This window comes from Tsukamurella conjunctivitidis (genome assembly GCF_007858475.1).
Lineage (GTDB): Bacteria > Actinomycetota > Actinomycetes > Mycobacteriales > Mycobacteriaceae > Tsukamurella > Tsukamurella conjunctivitidis.
Genome location: NZ_VIGX01000001.1, coordinates 519,117 through 535,284, shown reverse-complemented (window position 1 = coordinate 535,284; position 16,168 = coordinate 519,117). Strand labels below are relative to the sequence as shown.

The window sequence follows — 16,168 nt, the reverse complement described above, 5'->3', positions numbered from 1 at the left end:
CCCCGCCGGGGCGACGCTATGACGACGCCGAACCGATCGCGGGAGTCGACCGTGCCGCGCCCACCGCACCCGCGACCCGGTGGGCGTGGGTGTAGACGTTCATGTGGTCGCCGCGGACGAAGCCGATGAGCGTGAGACCGGCCTCGTCGGCGAGCTCGGCCGCGAGCGACGAGGGCGCCGACACCGCGGAGAGCACGGGTAGGCCCGCCATCACGGCCTTCTGCACCAGTTCGAAGCTGGCGCGCCCCGAGACCTGGAGGACGGCGCCGCGCAGCGGGAGGCGGTCCTGCAGCAGGGCCCACCCGATCACCTTGTCGACGGCGTTGTGCCGGCCGACGTCCTCGCGGAGCACGAGCAGCTCACCGGAGGCGACGTCGAAGAGGGCGGCGGCATGCAGGCCACCGGTCTTGTCGAAGACGGCCTGTTCGGCGCGGAGCCGGTCGGGCAGGGCCGCCACCTCCTCCGGTCCGACGGTGACCGGATCCTCACGGACGTCGAACCGGGAGACGGTGCGGACCGCGTCGATGCTGGCCTTGCCGCACATCCCGCAGGAGCTGGTGGTGTAGAAGTTGCGCGTCACGTCGGGTGCGGGCGGACGGACGCCGGGCGCGAGCGCGACGTCGAGCACGTTGTACTGGTTGATCTCCCCGCCGCTGCCCGGCCCGCCGCAGTGGATGGCGGAGCGGAACTCCTCCGCCGCGGCGATCACGCCCTCGGAGACGAGGAACCCCGCGGCGAGTTCGACGTCGTGCCCGGGGGTGCGCATCGTGACGGCGAGCGGCGTTCCCGCGACACGGATCTCGAGCGGCTCCTCGACGGCGAGCGTGTCGATGCGGCGCACCGGATCCCGGTCGACGGTCACCCTGACGACCGGTCGACGCACCGTGATCCGACCCATGCCCCCGACGCTACACCCGCGGCCCGTGCGGGTTCGCGGCATCGTCGGGCAGCCGGCGCGGGCCGTCAGGCGGGATCGCCGTCGGGGCCCGTGCGCCCCTCCACGGCGACCTTGTGCGCCTGCAGCTCCTGGTCGAGGGCGGCGTCGAGGGCCCGGTCCAGGGCGGCGTGCGCGTTCTCGGTGCCCGCGCGGCGCATGGCCCCGAGCAGGCCGACGGCCCAGGCGACGTCCTCGTCGGAGGACGGCAGCCAGCCGGGGCCGCGGCGGCGGTCCACCTCGTCGTGCGCGGCGGTCATGAGGATCTCGGCCGCCTCGGTCATCTTGGCGACGAAGCGCTGCTGCACGTCGACCAGGACGGCGAGATCCATGCCCTTGGCCACCAAGCGCGCGAGGTTGCCGATGATGTGCCGGTCGGCCGCCTCGTACCGCCCCGGTTCCGCGGTCTCCGTGACGATGCCCGCGGCGATGAGCGAGGCGAGCGCGTCCTCGTCCAGCGGTCCGAGCCTCGACTCGAGTTCCTCCCGCCCGAGCACCGGGCGGTTCGCGGACGCCCAGGGCTCGTCGAGGATGTCGTTCAGGTCGAGCGCGTCGCCGATCCGGGCGCCGGGGTTGGTGAGGAAGGTCGCGATGTGCCCCAGCGTGAAGCCCTTGCTGAGCAGTTTGTTGATCGCCAGCAGGTTCCGCACGTGCTTCTCGGTGTAGATCGCGACCCGGCCCCGGCGCAGCGGCTGCGGGAGGAGGCCGCGCTCCTGGTAGCCCCGGATGTTGCGCGTCGTCGTCCCGGACACCCGGGCCAGGTCGTCGATCCGGTACTCGGTCATGCCCGCATGCTATCCGGCGGCGACGGCGGCGTTCGCGTCCTCGTGCACCAGGATCCGGTAGTCCTGCAGGTCGACGGTGCGCAGCTGGCCCACGTACTGCGAGGCGAAGCCCGGGTACATGGTGGCGTTGAAGCCGTCGTCGGTGAGGTACCAGCTGCTGCAGCCCGAGTTCCACGTGGTCGCGGTGAGCCGCCGCTGGATGTCGCGGTTGTACTCCTCCTGGACGTCGGCGCGCACGTCGAGCGCCTTCCACCCGTTCCGCAGGAGCTGACCGATCGCGTCGGTGATGTAGTCGATCTGCGCCTCCATGTACACCAGCGCGGAGCTGTGCCCGGGGCCCGAGTTGGGGCCGAAGGTGACGTACAGGTTCGGATACCCCGAGACCGCGACGCTGCGGTAGGCGTAGGCGCCGCCGCTCCACTCGTCGGCGAGGACGCGCCCGTCGAGCCCGGTGACGGGGATCGGCGAGCCGGTCTTGGAGACGTCGAAACCGGTGGCGAAGACGATGCAGTCGAACTGGTGCTCCACGCCCTCGACGGTGCGGATCCCCTTCGGTGCGATGCGTGCGATCGGCCAGGTCACGAGCGTGCAGTTCTCGCGCTGCAGCGCCGGGTAGTAGTCGCTGGTCATCAGGAGCCGCTTGCAGCCGGCCGCGAAGTCGGGGGTGAGCTGGCGGCGCAGCCACGGGTCCCGCACCTGCAGCCGCAGGTGCAGCTTGCTGACGGCCTCGACCACGCGCGTGAGCGGGGTGTTCCAGACGACGCCGAGCGCCACCGATTCGTGGCCCCAGAACCACAGGGCGCGGGCCAGCTGCTGGGCGCCGGGAATCCTGCGGTAGATCGACTTGGTGAATTCGCCGGTCTCGGTGTTGATCCGGGGCAGCACCCAGCCGGGGGTGCGCTGGAAGACCTTGACGGAGGCGGCCCGCTGCACCAGCTCTGGCACGATCTGGACGCCGCTGGCCCCGGTGCCGACGACGGCCACCTTCTTGCCGGTGAAGTCGTAGTCGTGGTCCCAGCGCGCGCTGTGGATCTTGTGCCCCTCGTAGTCCTCGATGCCGCGGATCGCGGGGAAGGAGCAGTTCGCGAGAGGTCCGGAGGCGATGATCACGGCGCGCGCCCGCTCGGGCTCGTGGCCTTCGAAGGAGATGGTCCACTCCCCCGCGTCGGCGTCGTAGACCACGCCGGTCACGGTGTGCTCGAACCGGATGTGCGGTGCGACGCCGGACGATTCGACCATGCCGTCGATGTACTCGAGGATCTCGGCACTGCCCGAGTAGGTGTGCGACCAGTCGGGGTTCGGGGCGAAACTGTAGGAGTACAGGCGCGACGGGATGTCGCACGCCGCGCCCGGATAGGTGTTGTCGCGCCAGGTGCCGCCCACGCGGGTATCCCGCTCGAAGACGACGTAGTCGTCGATCCCCTTGTCCTGGAGGCGGATGGCGGCGCCGATGCCGGCGAAGCCGGCGCCGATGATGGCTACGGAATGAGTCATGGCTGGGGCGTCCTCGTCAGGCGGTGGGCTCGTAGGTCAGTTCCTGCGACCACGTGGGCGTGCGGTGCACCAGGGGGAAGGGGATCAGCGACGTGGCCTTGACCAGCGCGTCCGCGGGGACGTGGTAGAGCTTGTTGCCGCGATCGATGACGCGGCTGCCGTGCCAGGCCACCATGCGGAACATGGGGAGCCGCTGGATGTACTCGCTGCGCTCGCCGGCGGCGCGGTAGCGCTTCATCGCGCCGTAGAGCCGCTCCTCGTCGACGCCCATGTCGACGATGTTGTCGCGCATCTTGTTCAGCAGCGGGACGTAGCTCAGGAAGCCGATGAGCAGCGAGGGCTTGATCCAGCCGCCGACGAAGTCGATGGTCCGCTTGCGCAGGTCGGCGTGGCCGAGCATGTCCATGACCTCGAAATCGACGGCCAGATGCCGGGACTCGTCGGCGTTGATCCGCTTGAAGACCTCCTGCGCGATCGGATCCTTCACCTCATCGGTGATGAACTTGATCAAGGCGCCGTCGAGCGCGACCTCGAGCATCGGGATGACGGTGCCGAGGAAGGAGAGCGACATGCCGTCGGAGTACTGGTCGAGCCAGTTGATCACGAGCTGCACGTTGACGTTCGGCGACGGGATCTCGTCGTCCTCGAGCATCCCCCACCGCCGCATGAGCGCGAGCTCGGCGTTGGCGTGCTTCTGCTCCTCGGCATGGAAGTGCTCGTAGATGCTCTTGAGGGTGGGCGTGGGCGCCTTGCGCGCCATGGCGGCGAAGCCGCGGGCGCCGACGTTCTCGATCCACATCAGATCGGAGAGGAAGGGCTTGAGCTTGGCGTGCAGCTCCGGATCGATGAGCTCCGCGCCCGGTGCATCCCAGTCGATGTCGGCGAGGGCCCACTGGCGGTCCTTGATCATCTGCAGCATGTTGTCCAGATCCATGGCCATGACGGCTGTTTCCTTTCGGTGGCGGTGGCTGTGGCGGTCGGCGTCAGGAGGGCAGGACGCGGCTGAGCAGCCCGAGCCCCCGGACGTACGGTGTGGGGAAGTGCCGCTTGAGGTGCCAGATGACGTTCGCGTCGAACTGCGGCACCACGTAGAGGCGCCCGAGGTCGAGCGCGTCGAGGGTCTGGGCGGCGACGCCGTCGGGCGAGATTCCGGTGAGCTTCATCAGGGTTCCGGCGAGGTTCTTGCTGCCCTGGGTGATCCGGCCGTCACGCGCGACGTTGGTCTTGACGAAGGTCGGGCACAGCACCGTGACGTTCACGCCGGATCCGGCGAGCTCGGCGGCGAGCGTCTCGGACAGCGACATGACGCCCGCCTTGGAGACGTTGTACGGCCCCATCGAGGGCGCGGCGGCGAAGCCCGCGGCGGAGGCGACGTTGATGATGCCGCCGCGGCCGGCCTCGCGGAGCATCGGCGCGAACAGCTCGCAGCCGTGCACCACGCCCCACAGGTTGATACCGAGGGCCCAGTTCCAGTCGTCGAGGCCGATGTCGCCGACGACGCGGCCGCCGATGCCGACGCCGGCGTTGTTGATCACGAGGGTGGGCGGGCCGTCGAAGACGGTGCGCGCGAAGGCGGCCAGGGTCTCGACGGCGGCCCGGTCGGCCACGTCGACAGGGACGGCGTGCGCCGTTCCGCCCCGGGCCTCGATGAGCGCGACGGTCTCCTTCGCGCGGCCCTCGTCGATGTCGGCGCACACGATCTCCCCGCCGCGGCGGGCGAGTTCCAGCGCGAAGGCGCGGCCGATGCCGCTGCCGGCGCCGGTGACGACGGCCTTGGCGTCCGAAGTGATCGGGTCGCGGACGAGGTGGTGCAGCAGGCGGTCGATGCCGAACATCAGGAGGCCTCCGAATCGGTACGGGTGGTGGCGGCAGGAGCGCTGTCGAGCCCCGCGAGGAAGTCACGCACCCGCAGGAGCGCGGCGTCGGCCTCCGGCGCGAGCCGGGGCAGCGCCTGGAAGACGTGCATGAGACCGGGCCAGATCTCGAGCGTGCTCGCGCCGCCGTGCGCGCGGAGCTCCTCGTCGAGGTGGCACGCGTCGGCCGAGAGCATCTCGGCTCCGCCGGCCTGGATGAGGAAGGGCGGCAGCCGGTCCGAGCGCCAGAAGTCGAGCCGCAGTCGCGGGTGCTCCGGGTCCACGCCCGCGGTGTAGAGGTCGACGAGGCGCTTCGCCGCCGCGGCGGAGATGGCCGGGTCGCGCCGCACGCGTTCCTGCCGCGCGGCGAGCGCGAACGTGAGGTCGATGAGCGGGGAGAAGAGCACGGCCCCGGCGGGCTGCGGGCGATCGGCGGCCGCGCGGTGCAGCAGAAGGTCGCAGATGAGGTGGCCGCCCGCGGAATCGCCGGCGATCACCAGGTCGTGGGCCTCGTACCCCTGGGTGAGGAGCCACTCCCACCCGGCCGCGACGTCGCCGGCGGCGGTCGGGAACGGGTGCTCGGGGGCGAGCCGGTAGTCCACGACGAACACCGGCAGCCCGGTGGCGGAGGACAGTCGCGCGGCGAGGCTGCGGTGGGTCCGCGCGGAGCAGATCACGTACGCGCTGCCGTGCACGTAGTAGATCGCGCCTCGGCCGTACGTGACGCCGGGGCCGAGGACCCACTCGCCGCGGACGGGGGCCCGCACGGCCGTGACGCTGGTGCCCCGCGGCGTCGAGCCGAGTGCGCCCATGATCGTGGCGACGAGTCCGCGGGCGACGCGGACTCCGGGGGCGTTCATCGGGATCATCCCGCTGGCCACGCCCAAACCGCAGCGCGTCAGGGCGGCGGCGACGTCGGACCGGGTGGTCGACGTCGTCGGGACCGGCGGTGCCGGTGTCGGGTATCGCATGCCTTCACACCATCAGCAATCGTGCCATTTGTCAATGGCACAGTATGCGCGGTAGCGTCCGGGTCCCCGACGAAGGAGCAGAACACGTGGATTCACCGACGCCCGCGCAGTCGCATCCGCTCGAGATCATCGACGTCATCGAGGAGACCGCCGACGCGGTCTCGCTGGTGTTCGCGCGCCCCGCCGGGGAGCACTTCGACTACCGCCCCGGGCAGTTCCTCACACTGCGGGTGCCGGGCACGCCCGAGGACGGCACCACCTGGGCACCCCGCTGCTACTCCCTCTCGAGCACCCCCGGTCTCGACGACCACCTGCAGGTCACCGTCAAGCGGACCGCCGGGGGCTACGCCTCGAACTGGCTGTGCGACAACGCTAAGCCGGGCATGACACTCGAATCCCTCCCGCCCGGCGGGCGCTTCACCGTACGGGACGAGCCCGACGGGCTCCTGCTGTTCGCCGCCGGCAGCGGCATCACGCCGGTGCTCTCGATCCTCCGGGCCGCCCTGAGCGGCGGCACGGCACCCGTGACTCTCATCTACGCCAACCGCGATCGCGAGTCGGTCATCTTCGACGCCGCGCTCACGGAACTACAGGAGGCGCAAGGTGATCGGTTGACGGTGATCCATTGGCTGGAATCGGAACGAGGACTCCCCGCCGCGGCCGCCCTTGCGTCCCTGCTGCCACCGCCGACGGCTGCGACGTCCGCATACCTGTGCGGCCCCGCCCCCTTCATGGACTGCGCCACCGAGGCCGCCGGGGCCGCGGGGGTCGACGGTGCCCGCATCCACCGGGAGGCCTTCTCCTCGCTCACGGGCGATTCGTTCGCCGCCGTGCCCGCCGCCGCCCCGGCGTCGTCGGACTGCGCCGCGACGGTCACCGTCGACCTGAACGGCGCCACGACGACCCTGGCGTGGCCGCGCGAGCAGGTCCTCCTCGACACCCTCCTCGCCGCGGGTCTGGACGCCCCGTACGTGTGCCGCGAGGGCAATTGCGGCGGCTGCGCCTTCCGGCTGCGCCGCGGGGAGGTCGAGATGCTGGTCAACGACACTCTCGACGACTACGAGCTGGGCACCGGCGTGCGCCTCGCGTGCCAGTCGCTCCCCCGCGCCGACGACCTCGCCGTCGAGTTCGACTAGCGCAGGCGCCGCGTCCCCGGGGCGCGCACCGCGCCTAGTCGGCGGCGTTCGACGTGACGTTCTCCGAGATCCGGGAGATCCGCGCAAGGGGAACGCGGATCGCCCTGCCGTCGTCCAACCGCACCGAGGCCTCGCCGTCGTAGGGGACGGACAGCAGCGTGCCGAACGCTGCGAGTTCATCGAGGTAGCGAACCCGGTCGCCCGGGTACAGTCGAACAGTCACCACGCGTGTTCCTTGTCTGTACGGCGTGCGCGATTCGCACGCCGAGACGCGAGCACCGGCGGTCGGCCGGCGGCGTCGGACCCACATGATTGCAGCGTGCACGAATGGGTTGCAACCGTACGTGTACGCAACAGAACCTCTGTTTCACTTCAACGGATCGTGTCGGGTCGACCGAGCAGGCCGTTGACCTGGGACGACGCGGCACCGCTCGGGATTCGTCGGCGACAACCCCCGTTCTCACCGAGCGCCTGTGCGGTCTGTCGTCGTCGCTACGCCGGGCTCACACCGGCGAGCTGCCCGAGCGCCGCCGCGAGCAGGGCGACCTGGACCGCCCCGCCGAGGATCGGCAGCCAGAACGCGGGCCTGCCCCGCACCAGCAGCACCACGCCGACGACGAGGGTGATCGGGTAGACGATGATGCCGCAGACGTCGTTCAGGACGTACGCGGTCGTGAGTTTGTCGTAGTCGCAGCCCCCGGCCCCGCACGAGTCCGTCGCCATCACCCAGAAGACGCTGAAGTACAGCACGGCCAGCATCTCGACCGCGTAGACCATGAACAGGGAGATCGTCGCGACCAGATCGATGATGCGCCAGACGGGCCAGCGGGTCGGTGCGGAGGGCCGCGTCGGGAGCGGGCCTGAGAATCCGGGGTGGGCCTGCACCGCGCCGTACCAGTTCGAAGTCGCGTCCATACGTCGATCCTCGCCGTTCACGACGCGCCGCGGATCGGTAGCAGTGCTCGTCCCGCTAGGGGGAACTACTCACCCGGCGGGGGGTCGGTCACTCCCGGCCATCCCGGCCTTGGAGACAAGAAGACCCCCTGCGAACAGGGGGTCTTGCTTGTGGCCAGAGCCGGGATCGAACCGGCGACCTACCGCTTTTCAGGCGGTCGCTCGTACCAACTGAGCTACCTGGCCGTGCCGGTAAAACCGTCACCGCCGAGTTCATAGAACTCGGATGGCGACCCTGACGGGACTCGAACCCGCGACCTCCGCCGTGACAGGGCGGCGCGCTAACCAACTGCGCCACAGGGCCATATGCAATTTTTCGTCTTGCGACGTACCCCCTACGGGATTCGAACCCGCGCTACCGCCTTGAAAGGGCGGCGTCCTAGGCCACTAAACGAAGGGGGCTCGCTTCGGGCGACCTGAAGCCGCTCTCCGCACCGCTTCCGTGTTCCGTTGGGAGCTGGGATAGCTTATGGCACATTCCACCCAGTTCCCAAATCGCCAGGTCAGGGGCTGGAAATCCGGCCGATCCGGTCCGCCGGGCGAACAACCGCTGAACAGCTCGGGAGCGGTCACCGCGCGGGCAGATCCATCCTCCCCAATCGCGCGGCGTCCAGGATGGAGACCACATCCACGATCCGTGCACCGACGACGGTGCACGCCATCAGTGCGACCGGCCTCCCCGTCGGGCCCCAGACCAGGATCCCGGCCGCGCCGTTCACGCTGACGCGCCGCGCCTCGATCCGGCTCGGATCGCCCCGTCGAACCGCGTCGAGCACCGCGTCAGCACCGATCGTGACCGTCTCACCACGGGATGTGCGACGGGTCCACGTGAGGTCCGGATCCAGCACCGCCAGCAAAGCCTCGAAATCGCCCTCGCGCGCCGCGGCCAAGAAGGCGTCGACGACCGCGCGCTGTTCCCGACGCTCGGCGACGGGGCCGCCGCCGGCCTGCACGCGGCGCCGGGCCCGGCTCGCCGCCATCTTCGCCGCGTCGGAGGACCTGCCCACGATGGCACCGACCTCGGCGAAGGGCACCGCGAACAGGTCGTGCAGGACGAACGCGAGTCGCTCCTCCGGGCCCAGGGATTCGAGCACCATCATCAACGCGAGCCCGACGGCGTCCGCGGCGATCGCGATGTCCTCGGGTCCGTCGTCGTCGGTGACCACCGGGTCCGCGTCGTCGATGTCGACCACGGGGTGCACGGCGCGGGACCGCAGGACGTCGATGCAGATCCGCCCGACGACGCGCGTGAGCCAGCCGCCGAGGTTCTCGATCGGCGCACCGTCGTACCGATCCAGCCGGAGCCAGGCCTCCTGGACGGCGTCCTCCGCGTCGGCACGGCTCCCGAGGGCGCGCGTCGCGACCGCGATGAGCCGCGACCTGTGCTGCTCGAACTGCTCGGTCCGGGTCGTGCGATCCATCTCGTTACCTTTCCCCGTGGTGATCCGTCAGCACTATGACGAGCCCGCACGGGCGAAGGTAACGAGAGGACACCGTCATGAACACCGCACTGTGGATCATCACCGCGATCCTTGCCCTCGGCTTCGCCGCCGGAGGCCTCAGCCTGATCCTGCTCCCCCGGGCGCGCTACCGGGCCCTCGGCGCGAATCAGCACTGGGTCGACGACTTCGGCGACGGTCACCTCACGGCCATCGGGGCGATCAAGGCGACCGGCGCGCTCGGGCTGATCCTGCCCGCCGTCACGGGGGTGGCGACGGTGCTCTCCCCGCTCGCCGCGTGCGGCCTGGCGCTGTTCATGTCGGGCGCCGCGACGACCCGGTTCCGGCGCGACGAGTGGGCGTACATGGCCGGCGACGTCGTCTTCATCTCCGCGTTCGCGTTCGTGGCGTGGGGGCGGTTCGCGCTCTCCCCGTACGGCGCCTGACCATTGACGACACAATGCGTAAGTAGTAACTTACGCATTGTGTCCGTCGTCGCCGATCCCTGGTCCGCCCTCGCCGATCCCACCCGGCGAACCGTCTTCGCGCGCGTGGCCGCCGGGCCCTGCTCCGTCACCGAGATCGCGCGGGACCTGCCGGTCAGCAGGCCGGCGGTGTCGCAACACCTTCGCGTGCTCCTCGACGCGCGCCTGGTCGACGTGCGCAAGCAGGGCCGCGAACGCCTCTACCGGCCCCGGCCCGACGGGCTCGCGGCGATGCGCCGCGAGCTCGAGGGCTACTGGACGCAGACGCTGACCACGTTCAAACACCTGGCCGAGCAGGCCTACGCCGAAGAAGGGAACCCACCGTCATGAGCACCGCATCGCCCGACGGCACCGCACTGGAGGTCTCCACCACCGTCGACGTGCCCGTCGACTTCGCCTATCGCGTCTTCACCGAGCGCTTCGACGAGATCAAGCCGCGCGAGCACAACTTGCTCACCGTGCCGATCGAGAGGACCGTGCTCGAACCGCGCGTTGGCGGCACCGTCTACGACGTGGGAATCGACGGCACCGTCTGCACCTGGGCACGCGTGCTCGCCTGCGATCCGCCGAACTCGCTGACGATCAGCTGGGACATCGACCCGCGGTGGCAGATCGAGACCGATCCCGCCCGGACGAGTGAGGTGGAGATCCGGTTCATCGAGGAAACGCCGTCGCGCACCCGGGTCGAGATCGAACACCGGCACCTCGACCGGCACGGCGAGGGCTGGCAGCAGGCGTCCGCCGGGATCGGGGGCACGAACGGCTGGCCGCTCTACCTGGACCGCTTCCGCGCGGCCGCCGCCCGGTAGCGGCGGGGCGCCTCAGGATGTCGACTCCTCCGGCCATGCACGTGCCCCTGTGCACGTCTCCGTGTCGTGAGACCGAAATCCTGAGGCCCCGCCGCCGCACAGCTCGCAGCGAGGCAGGGCGGGAGGACGGACCGTGGGCTGCATACGACCATCGTTACCACAGCGGGGACGCCCGGCCGGCACGTTGCGGATCGTCTCGCTCCCGCACGTCCGCGCATGTGCCGCAGCGATCACGGGCGCAGCGGAAGAGTTGTACCCCCCGTGGGACTCGAACCCACAACCAATGGATTAAAAGTCCACTGCTCTGACCAATTGAGCTAGAGGGGCGCCGCAGAGGAGAATATCAGCGGCCCACGGCTACGCGCCCGCGGCGTTGACCATCCAGTGCACGCCGAAGCCGTCGACGCACATGCCGAAGGTGTCGCCCCACGGGGCCTGCACGAACGGGACGGTGACGGAGCCGCTGGCGGAGAGCTTCTCCCACCACCCGGTGAGCGTGGCGAGGTCGTCGCCGGACAGGGAGACGGAGACGTCGTCACCGACGTTCCGCGGCATCCCCGTCGGCGTATCGGCGCACATGAGGGTGAAGCCGTCCGGCGTGGTGAGCTGTCCGTGCATCACCTTGGTGGCGTCGTTCGGGTCGGTGAGCATCTCGGGCGGCATGCCCTCGAAGGTGGAGATCTCGAGCTCGCCACCGAAGACGTCCCGGTAGAACTCGAGCGCCGCGCGGGCGTTGTCGGAGAAGCTGATGTAGGGGTTCAGGCGTACGGTCATGCCCCTGATTCTGCTCCCGCGGACCGACAAGTTCATACAGTTCGTCCAGCGGATTCCGCCCGTTCACCCCCGCGACCGCCCCCGCGGGCAGCCTGGCGGGATGCAGCCGATGCACATCGTCCAGCTGGCGAACTTCTACGGGCCACGATCGGGCGGCCTGCGGACCGCCGTCGATCAGCTGGGCGCGGGCTACGTCGCCCACGGGCACGCCGTCACCCTCGTCGTGGCCGGCCGCGAGCACGCCGACGAGGTGCTCGACTCCGGCGTCCGCCGGATCACCGTCCCCGGCCGCAAATTCTTCAAAGTGGAGGGCTACCGCGCCGCGAGCCCCGTCCTCATCCGGCGGCTGCTCCCCCGCCTCGGCGCCGACAGCCTCGAGGTCTCCGACCGGCTCACCCTGCGCGGCATGGGCCCGTGGGCGAAGGCGCACGGCATCGGCTCGATCATGATCAGTCACGAGCGCCTCGACCGGATGATCGAGCTGGGCGCGCCGCCCCGCGTGGCGACCTGGGCGGCGGACGTCGCGAACCTGGGCACCGCCCGCAGCTACGACACGGTGGTCTGCACCACCGCCTTCGCCGGCGAGGAGTTCGCGCGAGTGCAGGCGCCCAACGTCGAGACGGTCCCGCTCGGCGTCGACCTCGCGACCTTCCGCCCGGATCGAGCCACGCCGCAGATTCGGGACCGCTGGGCCACCGGCGCCGACGTCCTCCTCGTGCAGTCCTGCCGGCTGTCGATGGAGAAGCACCCGGCGCGCGGCATCGAGATCGTCCGGGCCCTCGTGGCCGACGGGGTCCGTGCCCGCCTCGTGATCGCGGGCGACGGCGCGATGGCCGACGAGCTCCGCCGGCAGGCCCGCGGCCTGCCGGTCACCTTCACCGGGCACCTCACGGACCGCGATGCACTCGCCGGCCTCCTGGCGTCCGCCGACGTCGCGATCTGCCCCGGGCCGCACGAGACCTTCGGCCTCAGCGCGATGGAGGCCCTCGCATCGGGCACCCCGATCGTGGTGTCCCGCAACAGCGCCCTCGCGGACGTGACCCGCGACGGATGTGGACTGCCGGCCGCGGACACCGGCGCCGCCTTCACCGCAGCGGTGCGGGCGGTGCTGGACGGCGACCACCGCCGATCCGCGCGCACGTGCGCCGAGCAGTACACCTGGGACCGCGCCGTGGACGCGATGCTGGAGCTGCACCGCGCGACGGCGCAGCGTCGGGTGTTCCTGCGCGCCAGGCGATCAGCGCAGCCGGTCGCCCGACTCCGCGTGGAAGAACAGCGCCTGCTCCGCCGCCGGGACCAGGCCGGTCTCCTCGCCGGCTCGTAGCGTCGACGCGCGGTCGGCGCGAGCCACGACCGGCTTGTCCTGACCGTCGATGTTGACGTAGACGAGCGCCTCGGCGCCCAACTCCTCCACCAGAGCGACGGTGCCCTTCGCCGCCCCCGGCGTGCCGGCCGGGACGACGTCGAGCCCCTCGGGACGCAGGCCGACGGTCACCGTCGCACCGGATTCGACGGTGCGCGGCACCGGGACCACGGCGCCGCCGAGATCCGCTCCCGCGTCGGAGCGGGGCACGGTCAGGAGGTTCATCCCGGGCGAGCCGAGGAAGCCCGCGACGAACGTGTTGACCGGGTCGTCGTACAACTCGCGCGGCGGCGCGACCTGCTGCAACAGGCCGTCTTTGAGGACCGCGACCCGGTCGCCCATGGTCATCGCCTCGACCTGGTCGTGGGTCACGTACAACGTGGTGACACCGAGCCGGCGCTGCAGTGCCGAGATCTGCGAACGGGTCGAGACGCGCAGGCGCGCATCGAGGTTCGACAGCGGCTCGTCCATGGCGAAGACCTTGGGGTGGCGCACGATGGCCCGCCCCATGGCGACGCGCTGCCGCTGCCCGCCGGACAGCCGCGCGGGCTTGCGGTCGAGCAGCGGCTCCAGCTCGAGCATGGCGGCGGCCTCCGCCACCTGCTTCGCCGTGTCCTCCTTGGAGACACCGGCGTTGCGCAGCGCGAAGCCCATGTTCTGCGCCACCGTCATGTTCGGGTAGAGCGCGTAGTTCTGGAAGACCATGGCCACGTCGCGCTTCTTCGGCGAGACCGCCGTGACGTCCACGTCGTCGATGAGGATCCGGCCGTCCGTCACCGCCTCGAGCCCCGCCAGCGCCCGCAGGCTGGTGGACTTGCCGCAGCCCGACGGGCCGACCAGCACCACGAACTCGCCGTCGGCGATGTCCAGGTCGAGCGAGCTGACCGAGGGCCGCTCGGCGCCCGGGTACTGGACGGACGCACCGTCGAAACGCACCGTTGCCATGGTCTTCCTTGACTCCTCGTTCTTACGGAACCGATACGGCCCGGGCCTACTTCGGCAGCTTGGGCGTGATCTGCGAGTCGATCTTGCCCTGGATGGTCTTCTGCAGCGCGCCGAGCACGGCCGCGGCGTCACCACCGGTCGCGATCTGCTGCAGGGCCTGGCCGATGTCGCGGCCGCCGCCCGGCACGAAGACGCGGGCGTTGTCCTGCACGCGGGTGAGCGGCAGCTGCTTGACGGCGGTGCCGAAGTTCGGGTTCTTCTCAATGAAGGCCTTCATCGACGGATCGTCGACGGCCGCCTTGCGAACCGGCATGTAGCCCGTGGCCTGCGAGAACTTCGCGGTGTTCGCCGTGTTGGTGAGGAACTCGACGAACTTGACCGCGGCGGCCTTGCGCTCGGCCGAGATGCCCTCGGCCACCGCGACGCCCGCGCCGCCGGTCGGGCAGGACTTGCCGGCCGGGCCGGGCAGGAAGGCCGTGCCGAGCTCGAACTTGGCCGTGGTGCTGATCGTCTTGAGCGAGCCCGTGGACTGCAGGGTGACGGCGGCCAGGCCCGCGCCGAAGTCGTTCTCCGGCTTGCTGGTCAGGCGGCCCCACTTGCCGATCACGTCCTTGAGCTGGTTCGCCGCCGCGATCGACTCCGGGGTGGTGAACTTCAGGTCCCAGCCGTCGGAGTAGGCGCCGCCCTTGGACCAGTTCCAGCCCTCGAAGACCCAGTCGATGTAGTTCGCCGAATCCGCGAGCACGATCGCCTTCTTATCGCCGCCGATGGCCTCCTGGATACGGGGCGCCCACTGCGCGAACTCGTCCCAGTCCTTCGGGCCGCGGTCCTCGAGACCGGCCTTCTTCCACACGTCCTTGTTGTAGTAGAACAGCGGCGTCGAGCGGGCGTAGGGCACGGCGTAGTGCTTGCCGTCGAACTTCGTGTCGGCGAGCAGCGAGTCGACGTACTCCTCGGGCTTGAGGCCGGCGCCGGCGAACAGGTCGTCGAGCGGGGCGATCTGCTTGTTCAGAGCGAAGTTGAACCACGTGACGTCGGAGACGACGATGACGTCGGCCTTGTCGCCGCCCGAGAGCGAGGTCTGGAACTTCTGGGCGACCTCCTCGTAATCCTTGCCACCGTCGAGCAGCTCCACCTTGATGCCGGGGTTGGCCTTCTCGAAGGCGGAGATCAGTTCCTGCTCCGTGGCCTTCGAGCTGCCCGGGTGGTTGGTGAGGAAGCGCAGCGTGATGTCGCCGCCGCCCCCGCCGCTCCCCGAGTTCGACGCGCCGCCGCCCGAACCCGAGCCCGCGCACGCCGCCGCCACCGCCGCGGTCGCCGCGAGGCCGGTGACGAGGAATCCGCGCCGTGTGAAGTCGCCCATGAGTTTCTCCCTTGGTGTTTCTTCTGTGGTGGTCCCGGTCAGCCCTTGACGGCGCCGGAGGTCAGGCCCTTGATCATCTGCCGCTGCAGGATCAGGAAGACGACGAGCATCGGCAGAGCGGTGAGCAGGGTGGCCGCCATGACGGGCCCCCAGTTCACGCCCTGCTCGGTGTTCTGGAGCAGGGTGAGGCCGACGGGCAGCGGCGCCACGGCGGCGTTGTCCGACATGAGGAACGGCCACAGGTACTCGTTCCACTCGTTCACCAGCGTGATGACCGCGAAAGCCACCATGGTGGGGATCGAGACGGGCAGGATCACCCGGAACAGCAGCCGCAGGTGGCCCGCCCCGTCCATGCGCGCCGCCTCCACGAGCTCCTTCGGCAGCGAGAGGAAGTGGTTGCGCATGAGGAAGGTGCCGAAGGCCACGCCCGCCAGCGGCAGGATGATGCCGAGGAAGGTGTTGCGGTAGTCCGCCATCAGCGCGTAGTTCGAGATCACCGTGATCTGGTTGGGCACCATGAGGGCCGCGATCACCACGAGGAAGAGCAGCTTCTTGAAGGGGAACCGCAGGAAGACCAGCGCGTACGCGGTGCTCACGCCCAGCACGAACTTGATGGTCCCGGTGACGAGCGTGATGATCGCCGAGTTCCGCAGGTACTGCCAGTACGGGATCTCCTGCGTGACGTAGCTGTAGTTCTCCGGGTACCAGGTCGGCGGCCACCAGGTGGCGGGCGAGACGAAGATGTCGGGCCGGTCCTTGAAGGAGGTGATGACGATGAAGTACACCGGCACCGCCACCAGCAGCAGCGTGGCCAGCATGCCGACGTATCCGAGCACCTTCATGCCGGTGCTGCCCGTGGGCGA

At 70.2% G+C, this 16,168-nt stretch carries 18 protein-coding genes and 4 tRNA genes; 5 read left to right on the top strand and 17 right to left on the bottom strand.

Features of this window, described 5'->3' with window-relative positions; all coding sequences use genetic code 11:
- Positions 1-16: 16 nt before the first annotated feature.
- The 6 genes from fdhD to FK530_RS02545 form a co-directional block, all read right to left on the bottom strand.
- A complete protein-coding gene (gene fdhD, locus FK530_RS02570; RefSeq protein ID WP_146485396.1) occupies positions 17-898 on the bottom strand; it encodes a formate dehydrogenase accessory sulfurtransferase FdhD in 882 nt (293 codons plus the stop codon).
- A gap of 65 nt (positions 899-963) precedes the next feature.
- On the bottom strand, positions 964-1,719 hold the full coding sequence (locus FK530_RS02565) for a MerR family transcriptional regulator (RefSeq protein WP_146485395.1): 756 nt from the start codon (positions 1,717-1,719) through the stop codon (positions 964-966).
- Positions 1,720-1,728: 9 nt separating this feature from the next.
- Positions 1,729-3,213 (bottom strand): flavin-containing monooxygenase, encoded by a 1,485-nt coding sequence (locus FK530_RS02560; protein ID WP_146485394.1) that lies wholly within the window; start codon positions 3,211-3,213, stop codon positions 1,729-1,731.
- Between the two features lie 16 nt (positions 3,214-3,229).
- On the bottom strand, positions 3,230-4,153 hold the full coding sequence (locus FK530_RS02555; protein ID WP_146485393.1) for a ferritin family protein: 924 nt from the start codon (positions 4,151-4,153) through the stop codon (positions 3,230-3,232).
- 43 nt (positions 4,154-4,196) lie between these two features.
- The gene (locus FK530_RS02550; RefSeq protein ID WP_191834076.1) at positions 4,197-5,048 is read right to left on the bottom strand and encodes an SDR family NAD(P)-dependent oxidoreductase; all 852 of its coding nucleotides are present in this window, start codon (positions 5,046-5,048) and stop codon (positions 4,197-4,199) included.
- A complete protein-coding gene (locus tag FK530_RS02545) occupies positions 5,048-6,037 on the bottom strand; it encodes an alpha/beta hydrolase (RefSeq protein WP_158645009.1) in 990 nt (329 codons plus the stop codon). The genes FK530_RS02550 and FK530_RS02545 overlap by 1 nt, the downstream gene beginning before the upstream one ends.
- Positions 6,038-6,081: 44 nt before the next feature.
- Here FK530_RS02545 and FK530_RS02540 point away from each other — a divergent pair, with 44 nt between their 5' ends.
- Complete coding sequence (locus FK530_RS02540) at positions 6,082-7,173, top strand: ferredoxin--NADP reductase (protein ID WP_146485391.1); 1,092 nt, start codon at positions 6,082-6,084, stop codon at positions 7,171-7,173.
- 34 nt (positions 7,174-7,207) lie between these two features.
- Here FK530_RS02540 and FK530_RS02535 read toward each other — a convergent pair whose 3' ends face one another.
- From FK530_RS02535 to FK530_RS02510, 6 genes are all read right to left on the bottom strand, one after another.
- On the bottom strand, positions 7,208-7,396 hold the full coding sequence (locus FK530_RS02535; RefSeq protein WP_146485390.1) for a hypothetical protein: 189 nt from the start codon (positions 7,394-7,396) through the stop codon (positions 7,208-7,210).
- A 269-nt stretch (positions 7,397-7,665) separates the two neighbouring features.
- The gene (locus FK530_RS02530) at positions 7,666-8,088 is read right to left on the bottom strand and encodes a hypothetical protein (protein WP_146485389.1); all 423 of its coding nucleotides are present in this window, start codon (positions 8,086-8,088) and stop codon (positions 7,666-7,668) included.
- Positions 8,089-8,239: 151 nt separating this feature from the next.
- Positions 8,240-8,313 (bottom strand) — tRNA-Phe (locus FK530_RS02525).
- A gap of 41 nt (positions 8,314-8,354) precedes the next feature.
- Positions 8,355-8,431: transfer RNA gene (locus FK530_RS02520), tRNA-Asp, on the bottom strand.
- A 25-nt stretch (positions 8,432-8,456) separates the two neighbouring features.
- Positions 8,457-8,529 (bottom strand) — tRNA-Glu (locus FK530_RS02515).
- Positions 8,530-8,696: 167 nt separating this feature from the next.
- Positions 8,697-9,548 (bottom strand): sigma-70 family RNA polymerase sigma factor, encoded by an 852-nt coding sequence (locus FK530_RS02510; RefSeq protein WP_146485388.1) that lies wholly within the window; start codon positions 9,546-9,548, stop codon positions 8,697-8,699.
- 77 nt (positions 9,549-9,625) lie between these two features.
- On the opposite strand from FK530_RS02510, the gene FK530_RS02505 reads away from it, so the two are divergent.
- From FK530_RS02505 to FK530_RS02495, 3 genes are read left to right on the top strand one after another with little or no spacing between them, the layout of a single operon-like run.
- Positions 9,626-10,012, top strand: coding sequence for a DoxX family protein (locus FK530_RS02505; protein ID WP_146485387.1), 387 nt, complete (start codon positions 9,626-9,628; stop codon positions 10,010-10,012).
- Between the two features lie 39 nt (positions 10,013-10,051).
- Complete coding sequence (locus FK530_RS02500; protein ID WP_146485386.1) at positions 10,052-10,381, top strand: ArsR/SmtB family transcription factor; 330 nt, start codon at positions 10,052-10,054, stop codon at positions 10,379-10,381.
- Positions 10,378-10,860: an SRPBCC family protein gene (locus FK530_RS02495; protein WP_146485385.1), complete on the top strand. Its 483-nt coding sequence runs from the start codon at positions 10,378-10,380 to the stop codon at positions 10,858-10,860. Before FK530_RS02500 ends, FK530_RS02495 begins: the two co-directional genes overlap by 4 nt.
- Positions 10,861-11,113: 253 nt before the next feature.
- Here FK530_RS02495 and FK530_RS02490 read toward each other — a convergent pair.
- Positions 11,114-11,187, bottom strand: a tRNA-Lys gene (locus tag FK530_RS02490).
- Between the two features lie 30 nt (positions 11,188-11,217).
- On the bottom strand, positions 11,218-11,634 hold the full coding sequence (locus FK530_RS02485) for a VOC family protein (protein ID WP_146485384.1): 417 nt from the start codon (positions 11,632-11,634) through the stop codon (positions 11,218-11,220).
- A gap of 109 nt (positions 11,635-11,743) precedes the next feature.
- On the opposite strand from FK530_RS02485, the gene FK530_RS02480 reads away from it, so the two are divergent.
- Positions 11,744-12,958: a glycosyltransferase gene (locus FK530_RS02480; RefSeq protein ID WP_146485634.1), complete on the top strand. Its 1,215-nt coding sequence runs from the start codon at positions 11,744-11,746 to the stop codon at positions 12,956-12,958.
- Here FK530_RS02480 and FK530_RS02475 read toward each other — a convergent pair.
- The 3 genes from FK530_RS02475 to FK530_RS02465 are packed head-to-tail and all read right to left on the bottom strand — an operon-like array spanning position 12,872 to position 16,147.
- Entirely contained in the window at positions 12,872-13,942 is a 1,071-nt protein-coding gene (locus tag FK530_RS02475; protein ID WP_146485383.1) for an ABC transporter ATP-binding protein, read from the bottom strand. The two genes, FK530_RS02480 and FK530_RS02475, sit on opposite strands and share 87 nt — an antisense overlap.
- 46 nt (positions 13,943-13,988) lie before the next feature.
- On the bottom strand, positions 13,989-15,305 hold the full coding sequence (locus FK530_RS02470) for an ABC transporter substrate-binding protein (protein ID WP_146485382.1): 1,317 nt from the start codon (positions 15,303-15,305) through the stop codon (positions 13,989-13,991).
- A 38-nt stretch (positions 15,306-15,343) separates the two neighbouring features.
- On the bottom strand, positions 15,344-16,147 hold the full coding sequence (locus FK530_RS02465; protein WP_223120243.1) for a carbohydrate ABC transporter permease: 804 nt from the start codon (positions 16,145-16,147) through the stop codon (positions 15,344-15,346).
- Positions 16,148-16,168 lie beyond the last annotated feature (21 nt).